The organism is Litoribrevibacter euphylliae (assembly GCF_042646085.1).
Lineage (GTDB): Bacteria > Pseudomonadota > Gammaproteobacteria > Pseudomonadales > Litoribrevibacteraceae > Litoribrevibacter > Litoribrevibacter euphylliae.
In genome coordinates this window covers 13,188-38,264 of record NZ_JBHRSZ010000007.1, presented here as the reverse complement: position 1 = coordinate 38,264, position 25,077 = coordinate 13,188, and the positions used below count along the sequence as shown (strand labels likewise).

General features: G+C 47.0%; 22 protein-coding genes. 12 read left to right on the top strand and 10 right to left on the bottom strand.

Annotated elements, in window-relative coordinates; translation table 11 throughout:
- Positions 1–77: 77 nt before the first annotated feature.
- Together ACFOEK_RS15610 and ACFOEK_RS15605 are read left to right on the top strand one after the other, a co-directional pair.
- Positions 78–452: a SirB2 family protein gene (locus tag ACFOEK_RS15610; protein WP_386722396.1), complete on the top strand. Its 375-nt coding sequence runs from the start codon at positions 78–80 to the stop codon at positions 450–452.
- 9 nt (positions 453–461) lie between these two features.
- Positions 462–824, top strand: a complete 363-nt coding sequence (locus ACFOEK_RS15605; protein ID WP_386722395.1) for a GFA family protein — start codon at positions 462–464, stop codon at positions 822–824.
- 12 nt (positions 825–836) lie between these two features.
- On the opposite strand, the gene ACFOEK_RS15600 is transcribed toward ACFOEK_RS15605, so the two are convergent.
- Positions 837–1,727: an HDOD domain-containing protein gene (locus tag ACFOEK_RS15600; protein ID WP_386722394.1), complete on the bottom strand. Its 891-nt coding sequence runs from the start codon at positions 1,725–1,727 to the stop codon at positions 837–839.
- Positions 1,728–1,861: 134 nt separating this feature from the next.
- Here ACFOEK_RS15600 and ACFOEK_RS15595 point away from each other — a divergent pair, with 134 nt between their 5' ends.
- Entirely contained in the window at positions 1,862–3,061 is a 1,200-nt protein-coding gene (locus tag ACFOEK_RS15595; protein WP_386722393.1) for a class I SAM-dependent rRNA methyltransferase, read from the top strand.
- Positions 3,062–3,101: 40 nt separating this feature from the next.
- Here the strand turns inward: ACFOEK_RS15595 and ACFOEK_RS15590 are convergent, their stop codons facing one another.
- Both ACFOEK_RS15590 and ACFOEK_RS15585 read right to left on the bottom strand, forming a co-directional pair.
- Positions 3,102–4,229 (bottom strand): imelysin family protein, encoded by a 1,128-nt coding sequence (locus tag ACFOEK_RS15590; RefSeq protein WP_386722392.1) that lies wholly within the window; start codon positions 4,227–4,229, stop codon positions 3,102–3,104.
- A gap of 9 nt (positions 4,230–4,238) precedes the next feature.
- Positions 4,239–4,895 carry a histidinol-phosphatase gene (locus tag ACFOEK_RS15585; RefSeq protein ID WP_386722391.1) on the bottom strand — a complete coding sequence of 219 codons (657 nt, stop codon included), beginning with the start codon at positions 4,893–4,895 and terminating at the stop codon, positions 4,239–4,241.
- 404 nt (positions 4,896–5,299) lie between these two features.
- Between ACFOEK_RS15585 and ACFOEK_RS15580 the strand changes: the two genes are divergently transcribed.
- On the top strand, positions 5,300–5,782 hold the full coding sequence (locus tag ACFOEK_RS15580) for an RNA pyrophosphohydrolase (RefSeq protein ID WP_386722390.1): 483 nt from the start codon (positions 5,300–5,302) through the stop codon (positions 5,780–5,782).
- Positions 5,783–5,864: 82 nt separating this feature from the next.
- Positions 5,865–8,156 (top strand): phosphoenolpyruvate--protein phosphotransferase, encoded by a 2,292-nt coding sequence (ptsP, locus tag ACFOEK_RS15575; protein WP_386722389.1) that lies wholly within the window; start codon positions 5,865–5,867, stop codon positions 8,154–8,156.
- A 101-nt stretch (positions 8,157–8,257) separates the two neighbouring features.
- Here ptsP and ACFOEK_RS15570 read toward each other — a convergent pair whose 3' ends face one another.
- Positions 8,258–10,060 (bottom strand): L,D-transpeptidase family protein, encoded by a 1,803-nt coding sequence (locus ACFOEK_RS15570; protein WP_386722388.1) that lies wholly within the window; start codon positions 10,058–10,060, stop codon positions 8,258–8,260.
- Positions 10,061–10,203: 143 nt separating this feature from the next.
- Positions 10,204–11,022 carry an NRDE family protein gene (locus ACFOEK_RS15565; protein ID WP_386722387.1) on the bottom strand — a complete coding sequence of 273 codons (819 nt, stop codon included), beginning with the start codon at positions 11,020–11,022 and terminating at the stop codon, positions 10,204–10,206.
- Positions 11,023–11,129: 107 nt separating this feature from the next.
- On the opposite strand from ACFOEK_RS15565, the gene ACFOEK_RS15560 reads away from it, so the two are divergent.
- The 5 genes from ACFOEK_RS15560 to ACFOEK_RS15540 all read left to right on the top strand — a co-directional run bounded on the left by ACFOEK_RS15560 (position 11,130) and on the right by ACFOEK_RS15540 (position 15,098).
- A complete protein-coding gene (locus ACFOEK_RS15560) occupies positions 11,130–11,915 on the top strand; it encodes a sulfite exporter TauE/SafE family protein (protein ID WP_386722386.1) in 786 nt (261 codons plus the stop codon).
- Between the two features lie 76 nt (positions 11,916–11,991).
- A complete protein-coding gene (gene lgt / locus ACFOEK_RS15555; RefSeq protein WP_386722385.1) occupies positions 11,992–12,789 on the top strand; it encodes a prolipoprotein diacylglyceryl transferase in 798 nt (265 codons plus the stop codon).
- 97 nt (positions 12,790–12,886) lie between these two features.
- The gene (locus ACFOEK_RS15550; protein ID WP_386722384.1) at positions 12,887–13,738 is read left to right on the top strand and encodes a thymidylate synthase; all 852 of its coding nucleotides are present in this window, start codon (positions 12,887–12,889) and stop codon (positions 13,736–13,738) included.
- Positions 13,739–13,758: 20 nt separating this feature from the next.
- Positions 13,759–14,265 (top strand): dihydrofolate reductase, encoded by a 507-nt coding sequence (locus ACFOEK_RS15545; protein ID WP_386722383.1) that lies wholly within the window; start codon positions 13,759–13,761, stop codon positions 14,263–14,265.
- A 227-nt stretch (positions 14,266–14,492) separates the two neighbouring features.
- Complete coding sequence (locus ACFOEK_RS15540; RefSeq protein WP_386722382.1) at positions 14,493–15,098, top strand: CBS domain-containing protein; 606 nt, start codon at positions 14,493–14,495, stop codon at positions 15,096–15,098.
- An 81-nt stretch (positions 15,099–15,179) separates the two neighbouring features.
- Here the strand turns inward: ACFOEK_RS15540 and ACFOEK_RS15535 are convergent, their stop codons facing one another.
- On the bottom strand, positions 15,180–16,025 hold the full coding sequence (locus tag ACFOEK_RS15535; RefSeq protein ID WP_386722381.1) for an HDOD domain-containing protein: 846 nt from the start codon (positions 16,023–16,025) through the stop codon (positions 15,180–15,182).
- Between the two features lie 247 nt (positions 16,026–16,272).
- Between ACFOEK_RS15535 and ilvD the strand changes: the two genes are divergently transcribed.
- Positions 16,273–18,111 carry a dihydroxy-acid dehydratase gene (gene ilvD / locus ACFOEK_RS15530; RefSeq protein WP_386722380.1) on the top strand — a complete coding sequence of 613 codons (1,839 nt, stop codon included), beginning with the start codon at positions 16,273–16,275 and terminating at the stop codon, positions 18,109–18,111.
- A 113-nt stretch (positions 18,112–18,224) separates the two neighbouring features.
- Here the strand turns inward: ilvD and ACFOEK_RS15525 are convergent, their stop codons facing one another.
- The 4 genes from ACFOEK_RS15525 to ACFOEK_RS15510 form a co-directional block, all read right to left on the bottom strand.
- On the bottom strand, positions 18,225–19,349 hold the full coding sequence (locus tag ACFOEK_RS15525; RefSeq protein ID WP_386722379.1) for a response regulator: 1,125 nt from the start codon (positions 19,347–19,349) through the stop codon (positions 18,225–18,227).
- Between the two features lie 78 nt (positions 19,350–19,427).
- On the bottom strand, positions 19,428–19,766 hold the full coding sequence (locus ACFOEK_RS15520) for an Hpt domain-containing protein (protein ID WP_386722378.1): 339 nt from the start codon (positions 19,764–19,766) through the stop codon (positions 19,428–19,430).
- A 256-nt stretch (positions 19,767–20,022) separates the two neighbouring features.
- A complete protein-coding gene (argA, locus tag ACFOEK_RS15515) occupies positions 20,023–21,354 on the bottom strand; it encodes an amino-acid N-acetyltransferase (protein ID WP_386722377.1) in 1,332 nt (443 codons plus the stop codon).
- Between the two features lie 56 nt (positions 21,355–21,410).
- Entirely contained in the window at positions 21,411–22,418 is a 1,008-nt protein-coding gene (locus tag ACFOEK_RS15510) for an adenosine kinase (RefSeq protein WP_386722376.1), read from the bottom strand.
- A gap of 208 nt (positions 22,419–22,626) precedes the next feature.
- Here ACFOEK_RS15510 and mrcB point away from each other — a divergent pair, with 208 nt between their 5' ends.
- Entirely contained in the window at positions 22,627–25,041 is a 2,415-nt protein-coding gene (gene mrcB, locus ACFOEK_RS15505; protein WP_386722375.1) for a penicillin-binding protein 1B, read from the top strand.
- The last annotated feature ends 36 nt before the right edge of the window (positions 25,042–25,077 follow it).

Sequence of the window (25,077 nt, the reverse complement as noted above, 5' to 3'; positions counted from 1 at the left end):
TATTGCAGTCCGGTTTTTTTTTGACTTATAGTCTGGGTTCAAACCTCTTCACAATGACAGCTGTTAAAGGATTTTCTATGTGGTTAAAGCATGCACACATGCTCTTTGCATTACTCTCGATTGTTGGTTTTAGTATTCGAGGTGTTCTAACGTTATTTCTGAAAAAACCTCTGAATCATAAGCTCTGGAAAATTCTGCCGCACATTAACGATACCTTGTTGTTGGCTGCAGCAATTGGGTTATTGGTGGTGTATCAATGGAACCCGTTTGTGATTCCTTGGCTGTCCGCGAAACTGATTGCTTTGCTGGTCTATATTGGATTAGGAATGTTTGCGCTGAAGTTTGGTAAAACTCTCGCACAACGACGTATCTGTTTTGTGGCTGCTATTGCGGTATTTGGGTATATCGTGATGACTGCTATTTCTAAACAAGCACTATGGTTTATGGCGTAAGGAACTAACATGTCTGTGAGACAAGCGCAGTGCTATTGCGGTGCCATTAAGATGGAGGTGTTTTTGGACGACGATCCGGAGGTTCGGGTGGTGTGTCGGGACGACGCCTGTATCCGCTATGGCCAGCAACTCTACTTTGTGGATAAGAAACGATTTTCCCTGGTGGACGGCGCTCAAGACCTAAGTGTCTTTCAGATTGAGAGCCATAACCTCAAGATCTTGTTCTGTCGTCACTGTGGTCAACAGACACACATGCGTTGGCTGACGGATGGTAAGATAGGTGTGAATCGACGTCTTATCCAGGAAGAGCCGGTTGAAATTATCGAGCAACCTTGCGACTTATGCGCTGACTCTTACGAAGCGTTTGAATAAGAGTTCATAACATTAATCAATAAAGGAGTCGCCCACTGAGATGCCCATCTCTCGGAAGCGGGCGGCCATGTCTTCAATGTCGTAGATGCCAAGTCCGACATATTCCAAGATGTTGTCTTTATAGCGTTGCCATTCATAATCTACCGATTGTCCACCTAGTGCTTGGTGGCTGGCGCAGATATGATCGGCTATCTTCAAGATTGCTATCAGGTTTTTCTTCTCGCTGTCGGCACTGTACTTGTCGTCAAATAACTGATTCAGATTGTGGTGTTCCGCAATCGCGGTGCATAAATGCAGCGGCATGTTCCAGGCTTTCGCGGTGTAATAACCGACCACTGCGTGATTGGTATTGTAGCGGTCATTTTCTAAATCAATGATGCGTTCAGCGTCTGTGCCATAGGCTTCCGACATCGTTTTTGAATATTCTTCCACACCAAAGCGCTTCATCATGAGTGGGATGCCACAATTGTGGAAGAGTCCAAGCAGGTAAGCTTCGTCGTGGTTCTTTAAGCCGATTTCTTTGGCAATGGTGGCCGCGACCATCGAAATATCATTGGCTGAATCCCAGAAGCGATTGAGCGCTACTATGTCTTCGTCGGTCATTTCGCTGCGAATGGTGAGACCATTTACGATGTTAATGACTGAGGTGTAACTTAACAGGTTAACAGCCTGCTCAACGGATGTGATTTTATTGCTCAGGCCAAAGAACGGAGAATTGACTATCTTAAGGATGGTGCCGGAAAGTCCAACGTCTTTGCTGATTAATTGCGCAATACGGCTGATGTCCGGATCAGGCATGGCCTGTTCCATCTGAAGATCTACCATGATTTGTGGCTGCGGTGGAATACGAATTCCTTGCAACACATTCTGGATTTGGCTCTCAGAAAGCTCTTTGCTCGACATGCTGACCCCGTTGCAATAAATCCCTGAAATTATAGTAAATGTTTTTGTACCTGACTGTTGTTCATATGTAAAAGATTTCTGCATCTTCTTTTGATTTAACGCATAATAGCCGCCCAAGTTAGGAGAGCCGTAACATGTCATTAGCCAGTCTGAAACTCAACCCGCGAGCAGATGCTCGAATTCGCGCCGGTCATATGTGGATTTACAGCAATGAAGTAGATACAAAAGTGACGCCTTTAAAAGCGTTTGAGTCCGGACAGCAGGTGCAGGTACATGCCGCCGACGGACGTAGCATGGGCGTTGCGATAGTGAGCCCCGGATCTCTCATTTGTGCCCGAATTATCTCACGTTCAGACAAACAACTGCTCAATCGCAAGTTATTGAAGCAGCGATTGCAAAGTGCATTGGCTTTACGTGAACAACACTATGATGATGCCAGTTATCGGTTATGTTTTGGTGACAGTGATGGTTTACCTGGCTTGGTGGTGGATCGTTTTAGTGAAACGGTTGTTATCCAAATTTCTAATCCGGCGATGGAAGCGTTGCGACAAGACATTATCGAGGTCTTGGATGCGATGTTAATGCCGAGCACCATTGTTTTGAAAAACGATGGCAAAATGCGCCCGGTCGAAGGCTTAGACGTTTATGTCGAAGTGGTCAAAGGTGAGTTGAACGACGGCTTTGCCTCTTTTATCGAGAATGGTGTGAAGTTTGAGGCACCAGTGTTGGAAGGTCAAAAAACTGGTTGGTTTTATGATCACCGAGACAGCCGTGCTCGCTTGGCTAACTATGTTGAAGGCAAGCGCGTGTTGGATGTGTTCAGTTACATTGGCGGCTGGGGAATTCAGGCAGCGGCTTTTGGCGCATCGGAAGTAGTGTGTCTCGACAGTTCGGAGTTTGCATTGGAGTGTGTGGCGCGCAATGCGGTGTTGAATGGTTTGGATGAGCGCGTTTTCACTATTCAGGCGGATGCGTTTACGGGTCTCAAGGCGTTAGCTGATCAGAAAGAAAAGTTTGATGTGGTGGTGTTAGACCCACCGGCGCTAATTGCGCGTCGTAAGGACATCAAAGTTGGCGAGAAAGCCTATCAGAAGCTGAATCAATTAGCGTTGAGATTGGTAGAAGTGGGCGGTACCTTGGTAACGGCCTCGTGTTCGATGCACCTAGACCGTGATCGTCTGGTTAATATCGTTCAAAGCGGTGCTCGACAAGTAGATCGTACCGTTCAGGTGATAGAGCAAGGGCATCAAGCCATTGATCATCCGATTCACCCGGCCATTGCTGAAACAGAATACATCAAGTGTCTGTTTACTCGTGTATTAAAGAGTTGGTGATTCGATAGCCTATCTTTTCCGAACGTAAGCGCCTGAGTTGTTATTCAGGCGCTTCTTCAAAACTTAAATCGTCAGAAATTTCAAGCAGCTGGTTGCAGCGATTACTGGCGAGTTCCAGCAATAAGCTGTTACTTGGGTCTTCTGTGTACTGTTCATGCAGTTCCAGCAGTGATTCCAAGACCCCATCAAATTCATCTTTTTCCGTTTGAGGGTAGGCTTGCCAAATCGCTTGAATGGATTCATGAAACGCTTTCAGGCTCGATACTCCGGTATTTAACAGCGCCTTTTCTTCTCTGGAAAAGTGTGCACGACCAAGCATTAACGGTTTTTCCTGCACGCTGTTTAACGCGTCCAGAATGAGCTGTGTGTTTTTCTTAAGGCTGCTGGAAAGTGCTAGTTTCAGGTTTTTATCGGTTAAAGAAATCAGCCGTTTCGAATCATCGCCGCCTTCACTGAGCCAACGTTTGTGTAATTCCGAGAGATCTTCGACTAATTGGTTTGCTTGAGACAAGAGTAATGCTCGGCGGCGATTGTTGGGTAGTTGCTCTAGCTGGATTTGTTCTTGCTGCTCTTCTTGTGACAACGAGGTCATAGGTAGAAACTTTTTATAGTGATCCGCCTGGTAATGATCAAAGAGTAAGAACTCTATTGCAGAGAGGCCAAAAATTACCTGCTCGTCATTATCTAACGTGTGCAAGCGCATCAGGTTATCCGACTCTATGGGCAGCATAATGTCGTGAACCAATCCGCTAAAAGGGTAGTCGGGGATTTGATCAAGATAGCCCGGTAGCATAGGGAGTTTTTCCAGGCGATTCATCAAGGGGGCACCGCTGGTGGTCAGCGCTGTCATGTTGATATAAGGAAGGGATTGAACCCATTGCTGCAGTAACGATGAGTAGGCTTGTTTGGCTACGGTTAGAGACTGTTCGGACGGGGTTTTCAGAAAATCCCGAATAGAGATATGCAGTTGGTGGCCAAGGTGCAGTAGTTCGGTGGTCTGGCGAAAACTGTGTTCCGCCAAAACCGTTAAATCTGCTTGCAGAGGCGACGCTTTCTGTTCTTGCTTTTGGACGGCTTGAGTGCTTGATGAGGGGGGTGGTGCGTCCTCACTACAGCCGCTTAACATCCATCCGGTTAGTGCAAAAAGTAAAACAAAAAGCGCTTTCATTGTTATTTTTTAGTCTCTTAGGCTGATGCTTTGCCAGCCACGTTGTTCTGCTGCTTTTAATAAGTGATGGTCGCCATCTACCACAATAGGGTTGTCCACTAACTCTAGCAAAGGCAAGTCATTATGTGAGTCACTGTAGAAAAAGCTATTTTCCAATGAGTGGTTATTGTCTTCTAACCATTCATTCAGTCGAATGACTTTACCATGTTGGAAACTTGGAGTGCCAGTGACTTTTCCTGTGTATTGATTATCTACAAACTCCGGGGTGGGGGCGATGATGTCGTCGACTTCCAAGAGGGTTTTGGCTGGCTCAGTCACAAACAAGTTAGTGGCTGTGATGATGAGCAGATAATCGCCATTATCACGATGGCGCTTCAGTAGTTCTGCGGCTTTAGGTTGCATCATCTTACTGAAAATTTGCTCGTAGAACCGTTTGCGCCACTGGGTGATTTCGTCGTAACTGTATTGAGTTAAAACAGAAAGACTGAATTCAAGGTACTCGTGAATGTCCAGTGTACCATCCACATATTGGCGATAGAATTCATCGTTTTTAGAACGATATAAATCGCCATCTACTAAATTGTTCTGAACTAGGAATTCTCCCCAAGCGTGATCGCTGTCTCCATGGATGAGGGTGTTATCTAAATCGAAAATTGCTAAAGCCACAGTGACTCCCAAACGGTTAACAGGTTTACAGTAATGGTATTTAACTTTTACCAGTCTTGAGAATTACATTGTTTAATGCTCAATCTGAAAAGCTCGGAAAGAATTACTCAATAACTCGGTATTTTGCATTAAACAGGTTACTTGCTGCAAATTAGTGACATTCAAGTATTTTGGGCGACGCTGATGAGTAATCTCTCTTGAGTCACTATTTCGGTGTTTATTTTGCTTATAAGGAACTTACTTGCGCGTGATTTGCATCTGAATCCGATAGCTTTCAGGTTGTGGCTAGTTTGTAGATACGGTATTTTAGATGAATTATGGGTTCATCTTGTCTGTCCGTTAGGTCCTAATCCGGCGAGCCAGCAGGTGAATATATTGAGCTAGACTTTTAATGGGTTATTTTTGTGATTGATTCGGACGGTTTCCGGCCAAATGTAGGCATCATTCTATCGAATGATCATGGCCAGGTACTCTGGGCTAGGAGAATCGGTCAAGATGCCTGGCAGTTCCCTCAAGGAGGGATCAAGCACGACGAATCTATCGAAGATGCACTGTATCGAGAGCTTCAGGAAGAAGTCGGGCTGAAAGAACATGATGTGGAAGTACTGGCGTGTACACGCGGCTGGCTTCGATATCGGTTACCAAAACGCATGGTGCGCTATAACAGTCAGCCCGTGTGTATTGGTCAGAAACAGAAATGGTTTCTGTTAAGAATGGTGAGTGATGATACATCAGTCAATCTTGGCTATTCGGGGAATCCTGAATTCGATGGTTGGCGATGGGTAAGCTACTGGTATCCTTTGGATCAGGTAGTGACGTTCAAGCGAGAGGTATATCGAAAAGCATTGAAAGAGTTGGCGCCTAAAGTGCGTTTAATTCAGCCTTAATTGGCAGTAGCGAAACTCTTTCGATCAGCTTTACTTAATTAGCCTGGCGTTTTTAATGAACACGGTTTGAGAATAAGGTCGAATGCTTAAAACTCTCAGGGGCATAGTACAGGAAGTTAATACCGCAGGGGATTTGCAATCTGCTCTGGATATTATTGTGCGCCGTGTTCGAGAGGCTATGAATACCCAAGTGTGTTCTGTCTATTTGTGGGAACCGGATACCCATGAATATGTACTGATGGCCACTGAAGGGCTTAAGCGCTCTGCAATTGGTCATGTAAAACTCAGTTCTGCACAAGGTTTGGCCGGTTTAGTTGGCGTTCGGGAAGAACCGATTAACCTCGAAGATGCGCCAGAGCATCCGAACTATCAATATTTTCCTGAAACGGGGGAAGAGCAATTTCACTCGTTTCTAGGCGTTCCTATTATTCATCATCGTCGCGTGCTAGGCGTACTAGTGGTTCAGCAACGGGATCGGCGACGCTTTGATGAAGGCGAAGAAGCGTTTCTTGTCACTATGTCTGCTCAGTTAGCAGGTGTAATTGTTCATGCCGAAGCCACCGGTAAGATCAATGAATTTAATAAGCACGACAAGAAAACCAAGATCAAAAAAGATCAGCAGTTTAAAGGGGTATCAGGCTCACCCGGTATTGCGATTGGTCATGCTGTAGTGATGATTCGCTCTGCGGATTTAGATTCTGTACCCAGCAAGCCTGCAGCGGATATTAACGCCGAACAAAAAATCTTTCGAGAAGCGTTAGAAGCGGTACGACGAGACATTCGTATGGCCGGTGATAAACTTGCCGACCAGCTTCGCCCTGAAGAGCAAGCATTGTTCGATGTGTACCTTAATATGCTCGATGACGAGGCCTTGGGTTCTGAGGTATTGTCAAAGATTGAATCCGGTGAGTGGGCGCAAGGTGCATTATCTCAGGTGATTCGTCAGTACGAGCAGCACTTCAGTGTGATGGACGACCCATATTTGCGAGAGCGAGCCACGGACATTCGTGACATGGGAATTCGTTTGCTGGAATACATGCAGTCGGCGAAAGTCGCTCCGATTGATTACCCTGATGATGCGATTTTGGTGGGTGAGGAAATTACTCCCACAATGTTGGCCGAAGTTCCCAAAGGAAAGCTGCAGGGCATCGTGTCGGTTGAAGGCTCCAGTAACTCTCATGTCGCGATTTTGGCACGGGCTATGGGTATCCCAACCATTATGGGGGTTCAGGGATTACCGTATTCCCGGTTGGATGGTAAGAAAATCATCATTGATGGCTACCGCGGTAAAGTGTTCACCTTATTCTCTGATCAGCTGTTAGAGAACTTCCAAAGCATTGTAGAAGAAGAGAAAGAGCTAGTTCGCGAACTGGACACGCTAAAGAACCTGCCATGTGAAACAAAAGACGGTCGTCGTTTGAAGCTTTGGGTGAATACCGGCTTGATGGCCGATGTTTTTCGTTCTTTGGATCGCGGTGCTGAAGGGGTTGGTCTGTATCGCACCGAAGTGCCGTTCATGATCAAAGACCGCTTTCCGACCGAAAAAGAGCAAATGCACACTTACCGTGAGCAGTTGAAAGCGTTTGCCCCGAGCCCGGTGACCATGCGTACTTTAGATATCGGTGGTGACAAAGAGCTCAGTTATTTTCCGATTAAGGAAGATAATCCCTTCTTAGGCTGGCGTGGTATTCGTATTACGCTTGATCATCCGGAGATTTTCTTAGTTCAGGTTCGAGCCATGATGAAAGCGTCGGAAGGCTTGAACAACCTTAGAATCATGCTTCCCATGATCACAGGTACCGGGGAGGTGGAAGAGGCAATGCGTCTGATCCATCGTGCGTATCATGAGGTCTGTGAAGAAGGCTTCCATGTGGTCATGCCAGAAGTGGGTGTGATGATTGAAGTACCTGCTGCGGTTTATCAAACCCGTGAGTTGGCTCAGTTGGTCGATTTTATTTCGGTCGGCAGTAACGACCTGACCCAATACATACTAGCGGTAGATCGCAACAACGCCCGAGTCGCCGATCTTTATCATTCTTATCACCCTGCCGTATTGCAGGCATTGAAAAAGATTTCTGAAGACGCGCACATGGAAAGCGTGCCTGTCAGCATCTGTGGTGAATTGGCCGGTGATCCCATTGCGGCGCCGATCCTTCTGGCGATGGGGTATGACATTTTGAGTATGAACTCGGCCAGCTTGCCAAAAGTGAAGTATGTGGTACGCAACATCACCCATAGCTGGTCGCAAGAGTTATTGGCTCGGGTGATGATTGCTGACAGCCCGGAAGTTATTCACAGTATTATTGAACTGGCGTTAGAAGACGCTGGTGTCCTTTCCTTTATTCGCCCCAAAGGTGGTAGAAAAGCTTCTTAAACGATGTCTTTTCGACGGCGGCGGTTCTTTTCCCGTGGGTATTTTTGTCGTGACTATTTGCTCGTGAATGTTTTGTCGTGATTAGTTTCCAGTGAGTAGACCTACATACTTATAGTCGAGGCGTAAGTGTCGTAATCGGTGTGATGATCGCGATTGTAGATGTCCTCTCTGAACTGAATCATGCCTTGATCATCCACCCAGGCCGTCCAATACATAAGGTAAACGGGTGTTTCCTGTTTCAGCCCTAGATACATGGTGCGTTTGCTGCGATGGGCTCTAGCAATTCGTTTTTTATCCCAGCCAGGGTTATCTTCAAGCAATGCTGCCGTAAGTTCGCGTGGTTTCGATACTCTGACACAACCTGAGCTAAGCGCTTTCATTGATCGATCAAACAACTTAGGCTGCGATGTGTCGTGCAGGTAAATGGCAAAGTCGTTATTCAGTGGAAATTTAACTTCGCCCAACGAATTTCGGCGACCGGGTTTCTGCTCCAGTCGATATGGGAATTTGTAGATGTTGATGGTTTCCCAATCAAGGGTCTCTGGATCTATGACGGTACGTTGTGGGCCTGTGCCTCGAACCAGTTCGATGTTGTGTTTTTTAAGGTAGGATGGATCTCGCTTCGCATGGGGCAGAATGCTGGTGCGTGCAATTCTTGGTGGTATCGCCCAACTTGGATTTAACACCAAGGTTCTTATGCTCTGTACCAGAATCGGTGTTCTGCGACTGGCTTTGCCGACAATAATATCCATCTCCAAGGTGGTTTTGTCGTCGTTGATCACTTTTAGTGAATAGTCGGCAATGTTCGCCATCACATAGCGATTTCCCAGCTCACTGGGCAGGTAACGCCAGCGCTTCATGTTAATGGCAATCTGGCGAATTCTTTGATCGGGCGTGATATTGAGTTGTTCTCTGGTGGCGTTGTCCAACACGCCGTTAGGGTGAAGCCCGTGGCGTTGCTGAAATTGTTTTAGGGCTTCGGAAAGGTCTGCATCAAAGTAGTCTTGGTGTGCCTGCCATTGATTGCCAGGAAAGTTCATTGGCGTGTTGAAATCCCGAGCGGCTTCATTGAGAAAGTCTCTGGCAGGAATCATCTGGAAGTTATGGTTAAAGAAGTCACCCAATAACGCGAGCCGCTCTTTTAACCGGGTTACCTGAATGTGATGATCGCCCATTTTAATGTTATCTGTGTTTTCAAAGGCCTCCCAGGAGCCGGTTTGGGCCAATTTGAGGTAGTGATCCAGTGCCTTTCTGAGTTTGATATAACCTTGATGTTGCGGGGTTAATGTGTGCTTGATCAACGGCAGTAGCTGATCTCGGTTTAAGGTATTTTCCAGAAGAGCATTTGTTTCGGTATGAGTGTCTGCATTGCTAGAACGAAAAGGCACTAGCATGTCATCATTGTTCGATGAGGCCGTTTTCAGAATGGCTGGGTGATCGGGTTCATTCTGGTTTGGAATCAAATCGCCGGATAAAACGTCGTTGGCGTAAGACAAAAAGGCATCGGTCATTAACACATCGAGATGTGTTACTTCTCTGGGATGGGTCTGCAGGCTTTGTAGCCGATAAAGAATATGCTCTGCGTGGTAGGGGTAGTCGCCTGGTTGATCGACGGCATTTTCCTTAATGGCTTGAATGAGAGCCTCCCCGGCAGAGGTTAACTGATAATGATCAAACCAGATGGTTTGGTGATTCATTCGATGATAGAACTGCTCAACGCGTCGAGGTTGTTGCAGTGCGCTGTACTGAAACTTTTCCTGATAATCTGTGAGTAATGTCGACAGGTATTTCTCTGCAACATTTGAAGGCAGCACTGGCTTTATTTGGGTGGCCGCCGACAAAGCAAAGGCAAAGGCGCTGGTACACAGTACCAACACACAAGAAATCAAAGCGCCTGGATGCATTTCAAATCTTTTTCGCTCAGTCATGTATTTATTATGGACAGGTAAAAGCCGTTTGTGCCGGAGTTTTCAGTAACAGTTTGAATCAATTCGCATCTGTTTTGTGAATGACTTGGAGACAGTAATGGGAGCTAGGTCACACGCGGTTACAGCGGATAAGGTTTTCGAAGCGGCTGTTGCGGCTCTGTGTGCTGGAACTCTTTGGCTTTCCACGAGAACTCGTGTTGCGCCGCCAGTTCACCAGTTGCAAACCAATTACTTTCCCGAAAGTAGCATTTTCCTTTTTGATCCTGCCAAAACACGCTGGTGCAACGGGTGCCGTAGGTGGGACTGACAATGAAGGCCGAAGACAATAAGTGCTCCAGTTCTTTGGGGATACCCGTATCCGGCAGTAATTCATGAGCATAAGGCGTGCGGTCGGCCAAGGTGTTGGTAAGATGGTCAGGGCTGATGTCATCGTCAATGATTGCGTGCTGGAGATGTGCTTTGGTGGCCTGTACTTTTGGCCACGGGGTGTCGAGATAGGCATTGCTCAATCCATACAGCCCTGGCGGCAAACTCATATGCCCCCGATTTAAACTGTTGCAGTAATAGAGCTTGTCGTTTTCAAAAACCAATAAATTGAACGGGTTAAACAGGTGGCTGCGATCGCTCAGTTGCGTGAGGTATTTATTGGCGGGAATGTTCTGGACGATGTAATCGCTGACAATCTTACCGCGAGATAGAGCTTGTTCTGCTTGGGGTGCACGACCGATGCGAACGTTGGTCAAACAGATGAGTCGGCCATAATGATCTGAAGCCATCCAGCTGCCGCCTGCGCTAAGGTCTTTTCCTGCCACAACACTTGGAGCATCCGGCCACCAATGAGCAGGATGGGCTTGGCGATGATGATATTCGTCGCGGTTGGCCACCAGAATTAACGGGTAGTCTGGGTGAACTTTGTAGGCAAGGGCGACCAAACACATAACGCGTATCCCGTTTTCGGTGAATTATTCTCTTGATTGTTCGTTCTATCTTAGAAAAATCAGTGTAATAATGACCAGCTTTTTATTGTAACCGAAAGGACTTCTTTATGGTTTTGTTGGTCTATTTGTTGGTCGGTGCCATAGCTGGACTGTTGGCCGGCTTGTTTGGTATCGGCGGCGGTATGATCATCGTACCGGCCTTGGTTTTGGCTTTTGAGGCGCAGCAAGTAAGCCCAGAGGTATTAACTCATCTCGCGGTCGGGACATCGTTGGCAACTATTGTGTTCACGTCGATGAGTTCGATTCGTACCCATCATCAAAAAGGCGGGGTGGATTGGCCCGCCTTTAAGAAAATCTCCGTGGGTATCGTAATTGGTTCTGCTCTGGGTGTGGCGACGGCGGATCAATTAAGCGGTGAACATCTTCAGAAAATTATCGGAACTTTTGCCTTGTGTGCTGCGGCGCAGATGGCGTTTCAATTAAGCCCTAAACCGTCTCGACAATTACCGGGCTCATTCGGCTTAGGCGTGGTCGGTAGTTTCATTGGTTGGGCGTCGGCGATTTTTGGCATCGGTGGCGGTACGCTTTCTGTGCCTTTCCTGACTTGGTGTAATTTAAAAGTGCAGCGGGCTGTGGGAACTGCGGCGGCGATTGGTTTTCCGATTGCGTTCATTGCCGCGATAACCAATGTCGTTGTCGGTTGGGATAAGGCCGGATTGCCTGAGTGGACCTCCGGTTACGTGTATTGGCCTGCGTTCTTCGGTATTGTGGTGACCAGTGTGTTTTTTGCTCGTCAGGGCGCTAAACTGGCTCATCGCTTACCACCACTGATTTTGAAGCGAACTTTTGCTTGTTTATTAGTCGTGGTGGGTACACGTTTCTTACTCAGTTAACGAACTTTAAACAAGGTCGTAGTCTAATCAACTTTCTATCTACTAACTTCTATCTAACTAACAACGCAGGGACGTTATGATTGCTTACCCTTCTATTGATCCAGTGGCCATTGAACTAGGGCCGTTAAAAGTTCATTGGTACGGTTTGATGTATTTGCTGGGCTTTGCTGCCGCCTACTTCCTCTTGAATTACCGAGCTCAGAGAAACGGCCAGTACACCAAAGATCAAATCTCGGATTTGGTGTTCTGGGGTGCGTTGGGTGTGATACTGGGTGGTCGAATCGGCTATGTGCTTTTTTACAACTTTAGCCACTTTCTGCAAGACCCCTTGTCGTTATTCGCCATTTGGGAGGGGGGGATGTCCTTCCACGGTGGTTTGCTGGGAGTGATGATTTCGCTGACCTTGTACGGTCGCAAAATTAATAAGACTTTCTTTGAGCTGATGGATTTTATTGTGCCTGTGGTCCCGATTGGTTTAGGTGCCGGCCGTATTGGTAACTTCATTGGTGGTGAACTTTGGGGGCGTGTAACGGATGTGCCTTGGGCGATGGTGTTTCCAAGAGCGGGGGATTTGCCGCGCCACCCATCACAGCTGTATCAGTTTGCGCTAGAAGGGGTGGCTTTATTCCTGATTGTTTGGTTCTTCTCATCGAAAGAACGTCCGCGCATGGTGGTGTCCGGGCTTTTCTTGGCTTGTTACGGGGTATTTCGTTTTATTGTCGAGTTCGTTCGTCAGCCGGATGAGCAACTGGGCTACTTATACGGTGACTGGCTCACCATGGGGCAAGTACTATCGACGCCTATGATTTTGATCGGTGTAGCCTTTATGGTGATTGGTTACAAAAAACAGGCTCAGCAAACGAGTGCCGCCTAGTCGTTATACTCGATTCAGAGGTGGGGTGAATCCCCCGCCTCATGCTACAATTCGCAGCTCATTTTCAGGCCGTTAAATAGAATTAGGATAATTTCAGATGAAGCAATATCTCGACTTATGTTCCCGAATTGTTGAGGAAGGGGTTTGGGTTGATAACGTCCGAACCGGTAAGCGTTGTCTGACGGTGATTAATGCCGACCTGACTTACGATGTGGGCGCCAATGAGTTTCCTTTGGTGACGACACGTAAGAGCTTTTGGAAGTCGGCCATTGCTGAAATTATTGGTTATTTACGCGGTTACGATAACGCAGCAGATTTTCGTAAGTTGGGTACCAAGACTTGGGATGCCAACGCCAATGAAAACCAAGCTTGGCTAGCCAGCGAGTATCGTAAAGGCGAGGATGATATGGGCTTAGTGTATGGCGCCATTGGTCGTAACTTCCCAAAACCTGACGGGGGTAGCGTTGATCTGTTGCGTAAGATCATTGATGACCTGAAAGCCGGTCAGGACGATCGTGGTGAAATTCTCACTTTCTATCATCCAGGTGCCTTCCACATGGGCTGTTTGCGTCCGTGTATGTACAGTCATCATTTTTCGCTGTTGGGCGACACCTTATATCTTAACAGTACCCAGCGCTCGTGTGATGTACCTCTGGGGCTGAATTTCAATATGGTGCAAGTCTATGTGCTGTTGGCGCTGGTGGCTCAGATTACGGGTCATAAACCGGGCATGGCGTATCACAAAATTGTTAATGCACACATTTATGAAGATCAGCTGGAATTAATGCGTGATGTGCAGTTAAAGCGTGATCCCTTCCCTGCACCGCAATTAAACATTAACCCGGATATTAAAACGCTGGAAGACATTGAAACCTGGGTGACGTTGGATGACTTTGAAGTCATCGGTTATCAGTGTCATGAGCCGATTCAATACCCATTCAGTGTGTAATGTTCTGTAAAGGATTCCAAATGAAACTGTCGATGATTGTGGCCATGGCTGAAAACAGAGTCATTGGTCGAGACAATAAATTACCTTGGTACTTACCGGAAGATTTAAAGTACTTCAAAAAAGTCACCATGGGTAAACCCATCATTATGGGACGAAAAACCTATGAATCGATTGGTCGTCCGTTACCGGGTCGTCCAAATATCGTGTTGAGTCGCAGTGGCTTTGAGGCACCGGAAGGTGTTCACGTGGTATCGACCATCGAGCAAGCCAAAGAGTTAGCTGAGAGTTTGGCTGTGATTAATGGCTATGAAGAAGCGATGATCATTGGTGGAGCCCAAATCTATGGAATGGCCTTTGATCAATGCGATCGTTTCTATCTTACCCAGGTTCACGCGGACGTTGAGGGCGATGCCTATTTCCCAGAGTTTGATCGTTCGACTTGGCAAGAAATAGGTCGTGAAGAGTTTAAGGCCGACGGCCCAAATCCTTACGATTACAGCTTTATCGTACTGGAACGAGTCGTCTAAATTTATCTCTGGTTGAGGGAGAGAACACCGCTCTCCCTTTGTCGGTATTTACACCCTGTAGCATTTCTTTTTGAGGTAGAGCCATCGGCTCTGGTCTATCCTGAAAATTGATCGAAAGTGTTTATTCTCATAAGAATCAGCCCTTTTCGTCTCCGGCAATAATTACCCTATGGATGCTCATCCGATGGTCATGGAAGACGTATCAGATCATAACCAGGAGCTGCCCAATGACTCAGTATCAGCCTTTGAAACTCGTTTCGCTCAATAACAAAGTGCCTTCCAAGTCCACAAAAGTTGCCTTACCCAATATTAAGTTATCTTTATCCAGCCCGGCATCGGTATTGGTCGATGCTTTTACTGATCGAAAACCGGTAACGGTTCACACCGATGATGGTATTCAGCAAACACTCCATGTGATGCATGCGATGAAAACGTCTGTGTGTTTGGTTGAAAACAGTCGGCATGAAATCATCGGCATTGTCACCAAACGTGATTTGATGGGACAAAAAGCGGTGGCTTATGCGACAAAGACATCGACACCAATAGCTGAGTTGTCGGTGCGAGATATCATGATTTCAAGGGCTAACCTCTATAGCATCAGCAGAGATACGGCAAGAGCCGCCGATATTGGTGATGTGGTTGAAACGTTGAAGCGTATTGGCGACACCTACATCTTGATCACAGAAAATCATGTGAACAGCTCTGAAATTCAAAGTGTGGTATCGACGTCAGAGATTAATCAATTGCTGGATACGCATCTGTATCTGGGGCATCGAGCGTTGAGTATGATGGATATGCACTTCGCCTTGTCGGGTTCACCGAGTGATTTTTAACGGACAGACCTCGGTTTTTTTGATCATTAAAATCAGGGGCGAATCAACGCCCCTTTACTAACACCTCTTTGAGTTCTCATTTCACATACACAGCATGCGTTTAATCGCCCGGATTTTCTCTCGTGCAGAGTCGATCCATTGCATGCTCATTTCGGCGGTGAAATCCAGTTCTTCAAGATGTCGGAAGGCGGCAATTTCACTGGTTGGGGGGCAATCTTCTAAGCGCTGTTTGTCTTTCATATAATGATAGCGCGCAATGGTGATGAGATCGGTTGTATCCAGCTCTGGTGTACTTTCGTACATCCAGTCGTGGCGAGCCTTAATGACATCTTCAAAGGATTTTCCTAAGCCCCAGAGTTTGACCAAAGCTAAGCCTGCTTTGGTGGCGTTTTCTTCCACCAGAGTTTCCACTTCTTCTTGCTCTAGGCCAGGGAAATGCTGTAAATGATTGATCAAAGGTAAAGCGCCGATGTTTTGAAGCATGGCAGCGACCATCATATGGTCACTATTAAAGTTAGGCAGATAGTCCGCCAAAACGGCAACGATGGCTGCCAGCTCGGTGGCTTCGTTCCATTGATGGATCAGCACCTTTTTCCAGGGCCCCTCGGTGTTCACGAACATAGTACGCATAGTATAGGTCAGAGCCATGTTCAGAACAGAATTTATACCAATTAGACCGATGGCTTCAGGCAGGCCTTGCACGCTGTTTTGGGTGCGATACAAAGGGCTGTTCGCCACTTTAAGAAAGTGTGCTGTTAAACCGGGATCGAGCATGATGACTTTGGCGATGGAGTGGGCGGTGGAAGATTTTTTCTTCACCTCTTCCTGAATTTTCATCGCAACTTCAGGAAGACTGGGCAGGATCAGTTCGCCTGCTTCCAGATCTTTACGAAGTGATGCTGAGATTTGTTTTTTTAATTCAGTCATATAAGTCACATAATTAAGGCTACTTCTGAATATAACTTATTATCATAGTCAGAATGTTTCAAAAGTCAGCGATTCTGATCATATTTACGACCAATGACCAAAAGCTGGGAGTGTGCGGAGCGGTCTGCTATGCTATGCGCAACTATTCAGATGCGTCCTGATGTGCTTGAGTATTCTAATGTCGGTCAAGAGATATAAACCGGTTTAGATCAAGATCGGGCCTATAAATAATTGATGAGGAAGATCCATGCCTGAGTATCGCTCCAAAACATCCACTCATGGTAGAAACATGGCGGGTGCCCGTGCTTTGTGGCGCGCCACGGGTATGAAAGATGAAGACTTTCATAAACCTATTATTGCCGTTGCCAACTCATTTACTCAGTTCGTACCGGGCCATGTGCACCTAAAAGATATGGGGCAGCTGGTTGCCCGTGAAATTGAAAAGGCGGGTGGCGTAGCCAAAGAGTTTAATACCATCGCAGTTGATGATGGTATTGCCATGGGCCATGACGGCATGTTGTACAGCTTGCCATCGCGTGAGGTCATTGCTGATTCGGTAGAGTACATGGTCAATGCGCACTGTGCAGATGCATTGGTGTGTATTTCTAATTGTGACAAGATCACACCGGGAATGTTGATGGCGGCGCTTCGTTTGAACATTCCAGTGGTGTTTGTTTCTGGTGGCCCGATGGAAGCCGGTAAAACTAAGCTGTCTGAGCACAAGCTGGATTTGGTTGATGCCATGGTAATCGCTGCGGACGATACAGCGTCTGACGAAAAAGTGGCTGAGTACGAGCGCAGCGCGTGTCCGACCTGTGGATCTTGCTCTGGTATGTTCACCGCGAACTCAATGAACTGTCTGACCGAAGCCATCGGCTTGTCACTGCCGGGTAATGGTACAACGTTAGCAACTCATGCGGATCGTGAGAACTTGTTCTTGGAAGCAGCGCGTTTGGTGGTTGAGAATGCTAAGCGCTATTACGATCATGACGATGAATCGGTATTACCGCGATCAATTGCCAGCTTTAAAGCGTTTGAGAATGCGATGACGCTTGATATTGTGATGGGAGGCTCAACCAACACCATTCTGCACTTGTTGGCAGCCGCTCAAGAAGCCGAAGTCGACTTCACCATGAAAGACATTGATCGCCTTTCTCGTGTTGTGCCGCAGCTATGTAAGGTGGCACCTAATACTCCAAAGTATCACATTGAAGACGTTCACCGTGCCGGTGGCATCATGGGGATTTTGGGTGAAATTGATCGTGCAGGTTTGTTGCATAATGAGTTGCCGACGGTTCACAGTAAAACAATGAAAGATGCGTTGGATACGTGGGACATCATGCGTAACCCGTCTGAAGAAGTAATCAAGTTCTTCAAAGCTGGCCCTGCCGGTATTCCGACGCAAACTGCATTCAGTCAAAGCACCCGTTGGCCGACGCTAGACGGTGATCGTGCTGAAGGCTGTATCCGTAGCATGGAACATGCGTTCTCTAAAGAAGGCGGATTGGCGGTGCTTTATGGCAACATTGCTCAAGATGGCTGTGTGGTGAAAACCGCAGGCGTTGATGAGTCGATTTTAGTGTTCCACGGCCAGGCTAAGATCTTTGAATCTCAGGATACCGCAGTCAGTGGCATTCTAAATGACGAAGTGAAAGAAGGCGATGTTGTGATCATCCGCTACGAAGGCCCGAAAGGTGGCCCAGGCATGCAAGAGATGTTGTACCCAACGTCGTATCTTAAGTCGAAAGGTTTGGGTAAGGCCTGTGCACTGCTAACCGATGGTCGTTTCTCCGGTGGTACATCCGGTCTTTCCATTGGTCACTGTTCGCCGGAAGCGGCTGCGGGTGGCGCTATTGGTTTGCTGAAAGATGGGGATCCCATCGTGATTGATATTCCAAACCGTACGATCAATGTGGAGTTAAGCGATGACGAGCTAGCATCACGTCGTGCTGAGCAAGATCAGAAGGGCTGGAAGCCTGTGGAAGATCGTCCTCGCCGTGTAACCACTGCGTTGAAGGCGTACGCTAAATTCGCAACCAGTGCAGATAAAGGTGCGGTTCGTGACAAGGCGATGCTAGACGATTAAGCACTACAAAGAGATTGTTTCTCTGGTAGGAAAAAGCCCTGGCTATTGTCAGGGCTTTTTTGTTTGCTTTCTTGCTTGTTTGTTTAGTTGCTCTGCGATGAGCTTATTGAGGTTTATTCATTTAAAAGCTGCTCAAAGGCGTTTACTACGGTTTTCATAGCATCTTCCACTTCGATAGCGGTTTCTTTTACGGTGTCCATTTTATCCATTGCGGAATCAAAAATACCCATCAAGTAGCTTTCTTGCTCTTCACTCAGACCTAGACTAAAAAGTGCTTCTTCAAATGAAAGTCGGATTTCCTGAACCACATCGACGGTGTTGGTTTCTAGCAAACGAACTAACCCCATTACATGTTGCGTTCGTTCATAGGTGGAGTCGAAGGTGGTTCTAATCAGCTGTTTGCGCTGCTCTAGCATCGCTTTTTCAACACCTATGGTTTTTGCAATGCCATTGGCCGCGGAGAGAAGCAGCGCAAGATTGTCTTTGTAGCGACCACATTTTTCTTCGTCTTCCACCGGCATATTTTTGACCAGCATGGACACGTACCTCTGGTTAAAGAACATACGTTTACCGTGGCCGATGATTCCGCCTGCTTTTCGGGCCTCGGTCAGCATTTTTGCTTCGAGACTGCCCTCTTCACAGCCGTTCCCAATATTCAGAACTTTATCTTCGTAGGCGAACTGAAAGCAGCAAATCAGACCAAAGTTTTTGGTTACTTCATTGAGATTATTCGCCAACATATCGAAATCTTCCGATTCACTGGACGATTCCATAAACTTAATGATCATGCCCAATTCACTGGAATTGGTCATAGCAATAAGTGCCGCTTGTTGAGCGGCCTGAGCCAGATCTTTGGCTTCTTGAATACTTGCTTGGCTTGAAACGACTTTGGAGATTTTTGCGATCAATTCTTCATGATTGAATGGCTTGTTGATGAAGTCATCTGCGCCCAACTCATAGGCTTTTAGTTTCTCATCATCGTCTGTCGACGAGGTAATAAAAATAACGGGGATATCTTGCGTTTGATAATCCGATTTAAGCTTTTGACAGACTTCAAAGCCGTCCATTTCCGGCATGATCAGATCTAGCAGGATTAGACCCGGCTTGTTTTCTGCAATTTTTTCAAAACACTCAGGACCTGATGCCGCCAACTGTATGCGATAGGTATCGCATAGCAAGGCATCTAAGAGTAGACGGTTATCCGTCATATCATCAACGATTAAGATGGAACCTGGCATAACTTCTAACTACCTAAGTTGTGGTGTCTGTAGTGCCTTATTGACTGTATGTATCTTCAACGATAGCGATGACCTTGATTAAAGATAGGTTTCAAGTTCAGTCAACAGACCCTGTACTAATCCGTCGAGTTCTTCAATTTCACTGGCCGCATTACCAAGATCTTGAGCCTTGTATTTGTGTTCTAGCTCTTCTGCTTTTTTGGAGACAGGGTCAGCACCGTAATTTCCAACCGAAGACTTAATGCTGTGTGCGGCACGGCGCATGGTTTCATGATCAGAGTCGGTATAAGCTGATTTCAGTTCAGAGATGATGCCTTCCAAAGAGGCGCGTGAGCTGGAAAGAATGACAGAGAATTTTTCTTCGCCAATCAGTTTTTGTAAGTTTTCTACAACGCTGGGGGTATGAAGTTGTGACATATCGAGATTGCCTTGTCCAATTTAAATCCATTGCCCTCAGTGTAGACGAGTCTACTTTGATTGCGTAATGGAATTGATGTTCATAAGTCGCAAATTCAAGAAAAATAAGTATGGATAAAGTGTCGGCTTAGGTTATTGATCCTGGATGGGTTTTCTATGAGTGTGTGCTGTTGTTTCGGGCACTTGGTGTCAACAGAAGAAGAAGGCTCTTAGTTCAGAGCCTTAAGGGAGACATTCTAGCTATTGAAATGCGGGCTTAAGAGGTGGCCGCAGCTTTGATTGTCTTAGCGAGAATAAGAGAATTTCGTTGCCAGTTGTAGAGCTCTTTTCTTGCTGGTGGCAATTGTTCTGGAGCCATCGCTTGAAAGCCATGTTCGATAAACCAATGGCCGGTGCGCGTGGTCAGAACAAAGAGCTTGTTGTATTGGCGTTTCTGGCATTCTTGTTCGACATAATGCAGTAGTTTTTCACCACGATCATTACCACGATAGTCGGGATGTACTACCACGCATGCCAGTTCTGCCCAAGTAGTTTTGGTGTCGCTATCTTGATAAGGAAAGATGGCGGAACAGCCGACGATCATGCCTTCCCAGTCCATCACGATGAATTGTTCGATCTCTTGTTCCAGGCGTTCGCGTGAACGTTTTACCAGAATGCCTTGCTCTTCCAAAGGTTGGATGAGGTCGAGAATACCTGCCACGTCACTGATGGAGGCTCGTCTTAATACTTCCGATGGCTCACGGGTTAACAAGGTGCCTTGACCATCAAGGGTATAAAGCTCTTGAAGCAGTGCACCATCAGACTGATAGCTGACCAAATGCACTCGAGACAGATAATTCAATGCTACCAGGCTCGACTTTAAGTTGGCTTCAATCACAGGTTCGAGGGCACTGTTGGCGAGCAAGGTTTTGATTTTAAGAGGAGTGAGTTCACGAATCAGTTTTTCGTCCTGTATTACGCCGGCTTCTTTTTGGAACAAGATTAACTTATCCGCATTAATCGCTTTTGCGACATCGGTGGCCAGTGCTTCTGAAGGCAGGTTGAATACTTCTCCGGTCGGTGAAAAGCCTAACGGCGGAATTAGGACAATACGGCCTTGGCTAAGATCGTCCAAAATGGCTTGATGATCTACGCGTCTTACTTCGCCGGTGTGACCAAAATCAACACCTTCTCTTACGCCAATAGGTTGAGCCGTGATGTAATTACCGCTGCTGATGCGAATGTCAGCACCGTGCATGGGTGAGTTGGGCAGACCCATAGAAAGTAGCGCTTCGAGCTGAATACGAATGCTGCCGACGGCATCTTTGATGTGGGGGAGAGCGGTATCCGACGTCACCCGATGGCATTGCTGAATGATGGATTCAATTTGATGCTCACTGAGTTTCTGCTCGATTTGTGGACGGGCCCCAAAGACGATGCAAAGTTTGGCGCCGAGGCTGCTCAGAGTGGCAATATCATGAATGATATTGGGAAGGTTTGGGTCAGCAATACTTTCACCATTCAACAGCAACACGATCGTTGTACCACGGTGTGCGTTGATGTACGGGGAGGTATTTCTAAACCATTGTACGTATTGTTTCTGTTCCACTCTGTTTGTCCTGGCGCCTGTCGCTTTTAATGTTCATCCAAGATGAAAAAGCGTAATTATAGAATCTCTTGTTTTAATTGATCGTGGCTTTCTGCTGGTAGACGAGCACCAAAGTGTGTCACCAGTTCAGACGCTGAACGACTGGCAAGACGACCGGCTTCTTGCGGTGAATGGCCATGGGTAATAGCGTATAAGTAAGCGCCTGCAAACATGTCGCCAGCACCGTTAGTATCAATGGCTTTTACCGGGAAAGCAGGAATCTGGTAACGCTCACCGTCTTTGACGATCAGTGCACCGTCTTTGCCTAGCGTGACCACCAAATGCGGAGCCAGTTTGGCCAACTCTTCGATGGCTTCCTGTGCGGTTTCTTTACCGGTGAAAAGCTGTGCTTCATGTTCGTTACAGAACAGCAAGTCCACACCTTCACCCAACATTTCTACCAGACCGTCTTTAAAGAACTGGGTCATGGCTGGGTCAGAGAAGGTCATGGCGATTTGAGTGCCGGCTTTTTTCGCAGCGTCACGAGCTTGAATCGCGGCGTGACGACCGGACTCTGACGTTACTAGGTAGCCTTCAATGTAAAGGTAGGTGGAATCCGCAATAGCACCTTCGACAATGTTGCTGTGATCAAAGTGTTCCGAAACGCCCAAGTAGGTATTCATGGTACGTTCTGCATCAGGCGTAACCATTACCAGGCATTTACCGGTAACGCCGGTTTCACGATTGCCGTTCATGTTGGTATCAACGCCAGCGGCCATCAGATCTTTAACGTAGAAGTCGCCGGTTTCGTCACTGGATACTCGGCAAGAATAGAAGTTGTTCGCTCCGAAATAGCTGGCGGCAATGATGGTATTTGCTGCAGAACCACCACTGGCTTGTTTGATCACTCCAAAAGTGTCTTTTAGATCGTCAAACAGGGTATGGTGTTGGTTTTCGTCGATTAAGGTCATCATGCCTTTCTCAATTCCTTTATCGGAAAGGAACTGATCGCTAACTTCGAACTCCATATCTACTAATGCATTGCCCAAACCGTAGACATGATACTTTTTATTATTTTGAGACATTCTTTATACCTTTTATTTGATCGAGTTCTGATTAAGAGCATGGCTGACGCTCTGTTCCATTGTGTCCGAAATCGTGCTCCGACTGCAGTAGTCGTGTAAAGACCTTGGGTTATATAATATGCGACTTTCAAGAGAGGTAACAGCCTCACCACCTCTTGGTTCTTGGTATTTATTCACAACATTGTGAGAGCAAACGCGTAAATTTTTCATGGCAGAACGCAAAAAAACAACGTCGAACAGTAAAAACACGTCGGGTCGAGCCAGTAATTCGAAAAACACCGGGACATCAAGCCGTCGTTCTCAAAGAACTCAGCAGCGTAAGAAAGCGCAAGCTTCTCATGAAAAAGTCTATTGGTTGCCAGGCTGGTTTCGATTCTTAGTGAAATTAAGTCTGGTGGGAATGGTGTGCTTGCTGGCGTTTCTTGTGTATCTCGATGCGACGTTGCGCCAGGATTTGGATGCGGTGCAATGGGAGCTCCCTGCACAAGTGTATGCACGGCCGTTGGAGTTATATCCAGGTAAACAGCTCAGTCAGGATCAGTTAGTTCGGGAGTTAAAAGCACTGGGCTATCGTTTTCAGAATCACCGACGTACGGGCTATGCCTTACAGCGCAGCAACAGTGTTCGTATTCATGCTCGTGGATTCCAATTTGAGGACGAGCTTCAGGAGGCCACCGAATGTTTGGTTATCTTCCGAGGCGGACGCATTGAACAAGTCCGGGTTAATGGTCGTGAACAGGATCTCTTCCGTCTTGAACCCTTGTTGCTGGGGAGTCTGTTTCCAAACCATCATGAAGACCGTCAGTTAGTTAAAGTCGATGACGTACCTAAGGCGTTAAAGAGTGCATTGATTGCGACGGAAGATCGGGAGTTTTACGACCATCATGGGGTTTCCCCTAAATCGATTGTTCGTGCCATGTTGGCAAATTTCCAGGCGGGAGGAGTAGTTCAAGGTGGCAGTACCTTAACTCAGCAGTTGATTAAGAACCTCTACTTAACTCGAGAGCGGACTTATACCCGTAAACTCCAGGAAGCGGCCATGGCCTTGCTGGTGGATCTCAGGTTTTCTAAAGATAAAATTCTTGAAACGTATTTGAATGAAGTTTATCTCGGGCAAGATGGTGGGCGTGCCGTACATGGTGTGATGGCGGCCAGTTATTACTACTTTGGCGTGCCTGTTCGGGAATTAAAACTTCATCAGATCGCTTTGATGGTGGCGGTGATTAAAGGCCCGGCCTATTACAATCCCAAACGCCATCCAGAACGGGCGCTTGAACGCCGAAATTTGGTGCTCGATTTGTTGGCTAAGCAAGGGGTTATTGAGGCCAAAGTCACTAACTGGTCGAAGCGTCAGCCCTTAGATGTGGTTTCTCATCCTACGCGTTCAGCTAATCGCTTTCCTGCGTATCTTGGCTTGGTACATCGACATCTAAAACGTGATTATTCGGAAGACGAGCTTTCTAAATCAGGATTACGCGTATTCACTTCACTGGACCCACAGGTGCAATGGTCGTTAGAGCAGAATGCAGTGGCCGAGCTGGAGCGCCTTGCACGTAAACATCCACAAGAGGGTGAACATTATCAGTTGGCAACCGTCATCACGTCTGTGGATAACGGAGAGGTGGTTGCTGCGATTGGGGATAAAAACGTCGGCTATGCCGGGTTCAATCGGGCGTTGGATGCTAAGCGTCCGATTGGTTCGCTGGCAAAGCCAGCGGTGTTTTTAACCGCGTTGCAACAACCTGAGAAATACACTTTGACCTCTGTGATTCAGGATCAGGCGTTTAAGATCTTGATGGACAATGGTGATGAATGGCAGCCCCGTAACTTTGATAACAAAAGTCACGGCGATGTGTTGTTGTATCAAGCGTTAGCTAAATCCTATAACCAGGCGACTGCCCGCTTGGGTTTGGAAATCGGTTTGGAGCAGGTGATCGATACGTTCCGTCAGTTTGGTTTTTCAGATCGAGTGCCTATGCTTCCGGCTACTATGTTGGGATCGCTGTCACTTAGTCCGTATGAAATGACTAAAATGTATCAGACCTTGGCGGCTGATGGTTTTAAGGCGCCTTTGAAAGTGATTCGTTCAGTGACGGATGCTGAAGGCGAAGTGCTGGATAGATACCCGCTTAAAGTCGAGCAAGTGTTTGATCAGAAACCCGTATATTTGGTCAATTATGCGATGCAGGTGGCGGCCAGAGAAGGCACGGGGCGTTGGCTGAATAATGTGATCCCTACGGATGAAGTGGTATTCGGTAAGACAGGCACTTCGAATCAACAGCGAGACAGCTGGTTTGCCGGGGTGAAAGGCAATTATCTAGCGGTGACTTGGATGGGGCGGGATGACAATGCGCCGACCGAGTTGACCGGAAGTTCGGGCGCGCTTCGTGTGTGGGGGCAAGTGATGCGGGATATGCCAAAAGGCGATGCTCCGCGTGTTGTTCCGGAAGGTCTAGGCTTTTCTTGGATCGATCAAGCCTCTGGGCTGAGAGTTGATAAGGATTGCGTCAGTGCGCGGCTACTGCCCTTTATTGGCGACAGTGCTCCAGATCAGCAGGTTCCTTGTAGCAACCCAACGGTCACTCGTAGTAAAGGACTATTAGAGCGCTTATTAGATTGGTAAACTGCGGACACGAATCATCACAACAAATTATTGAGG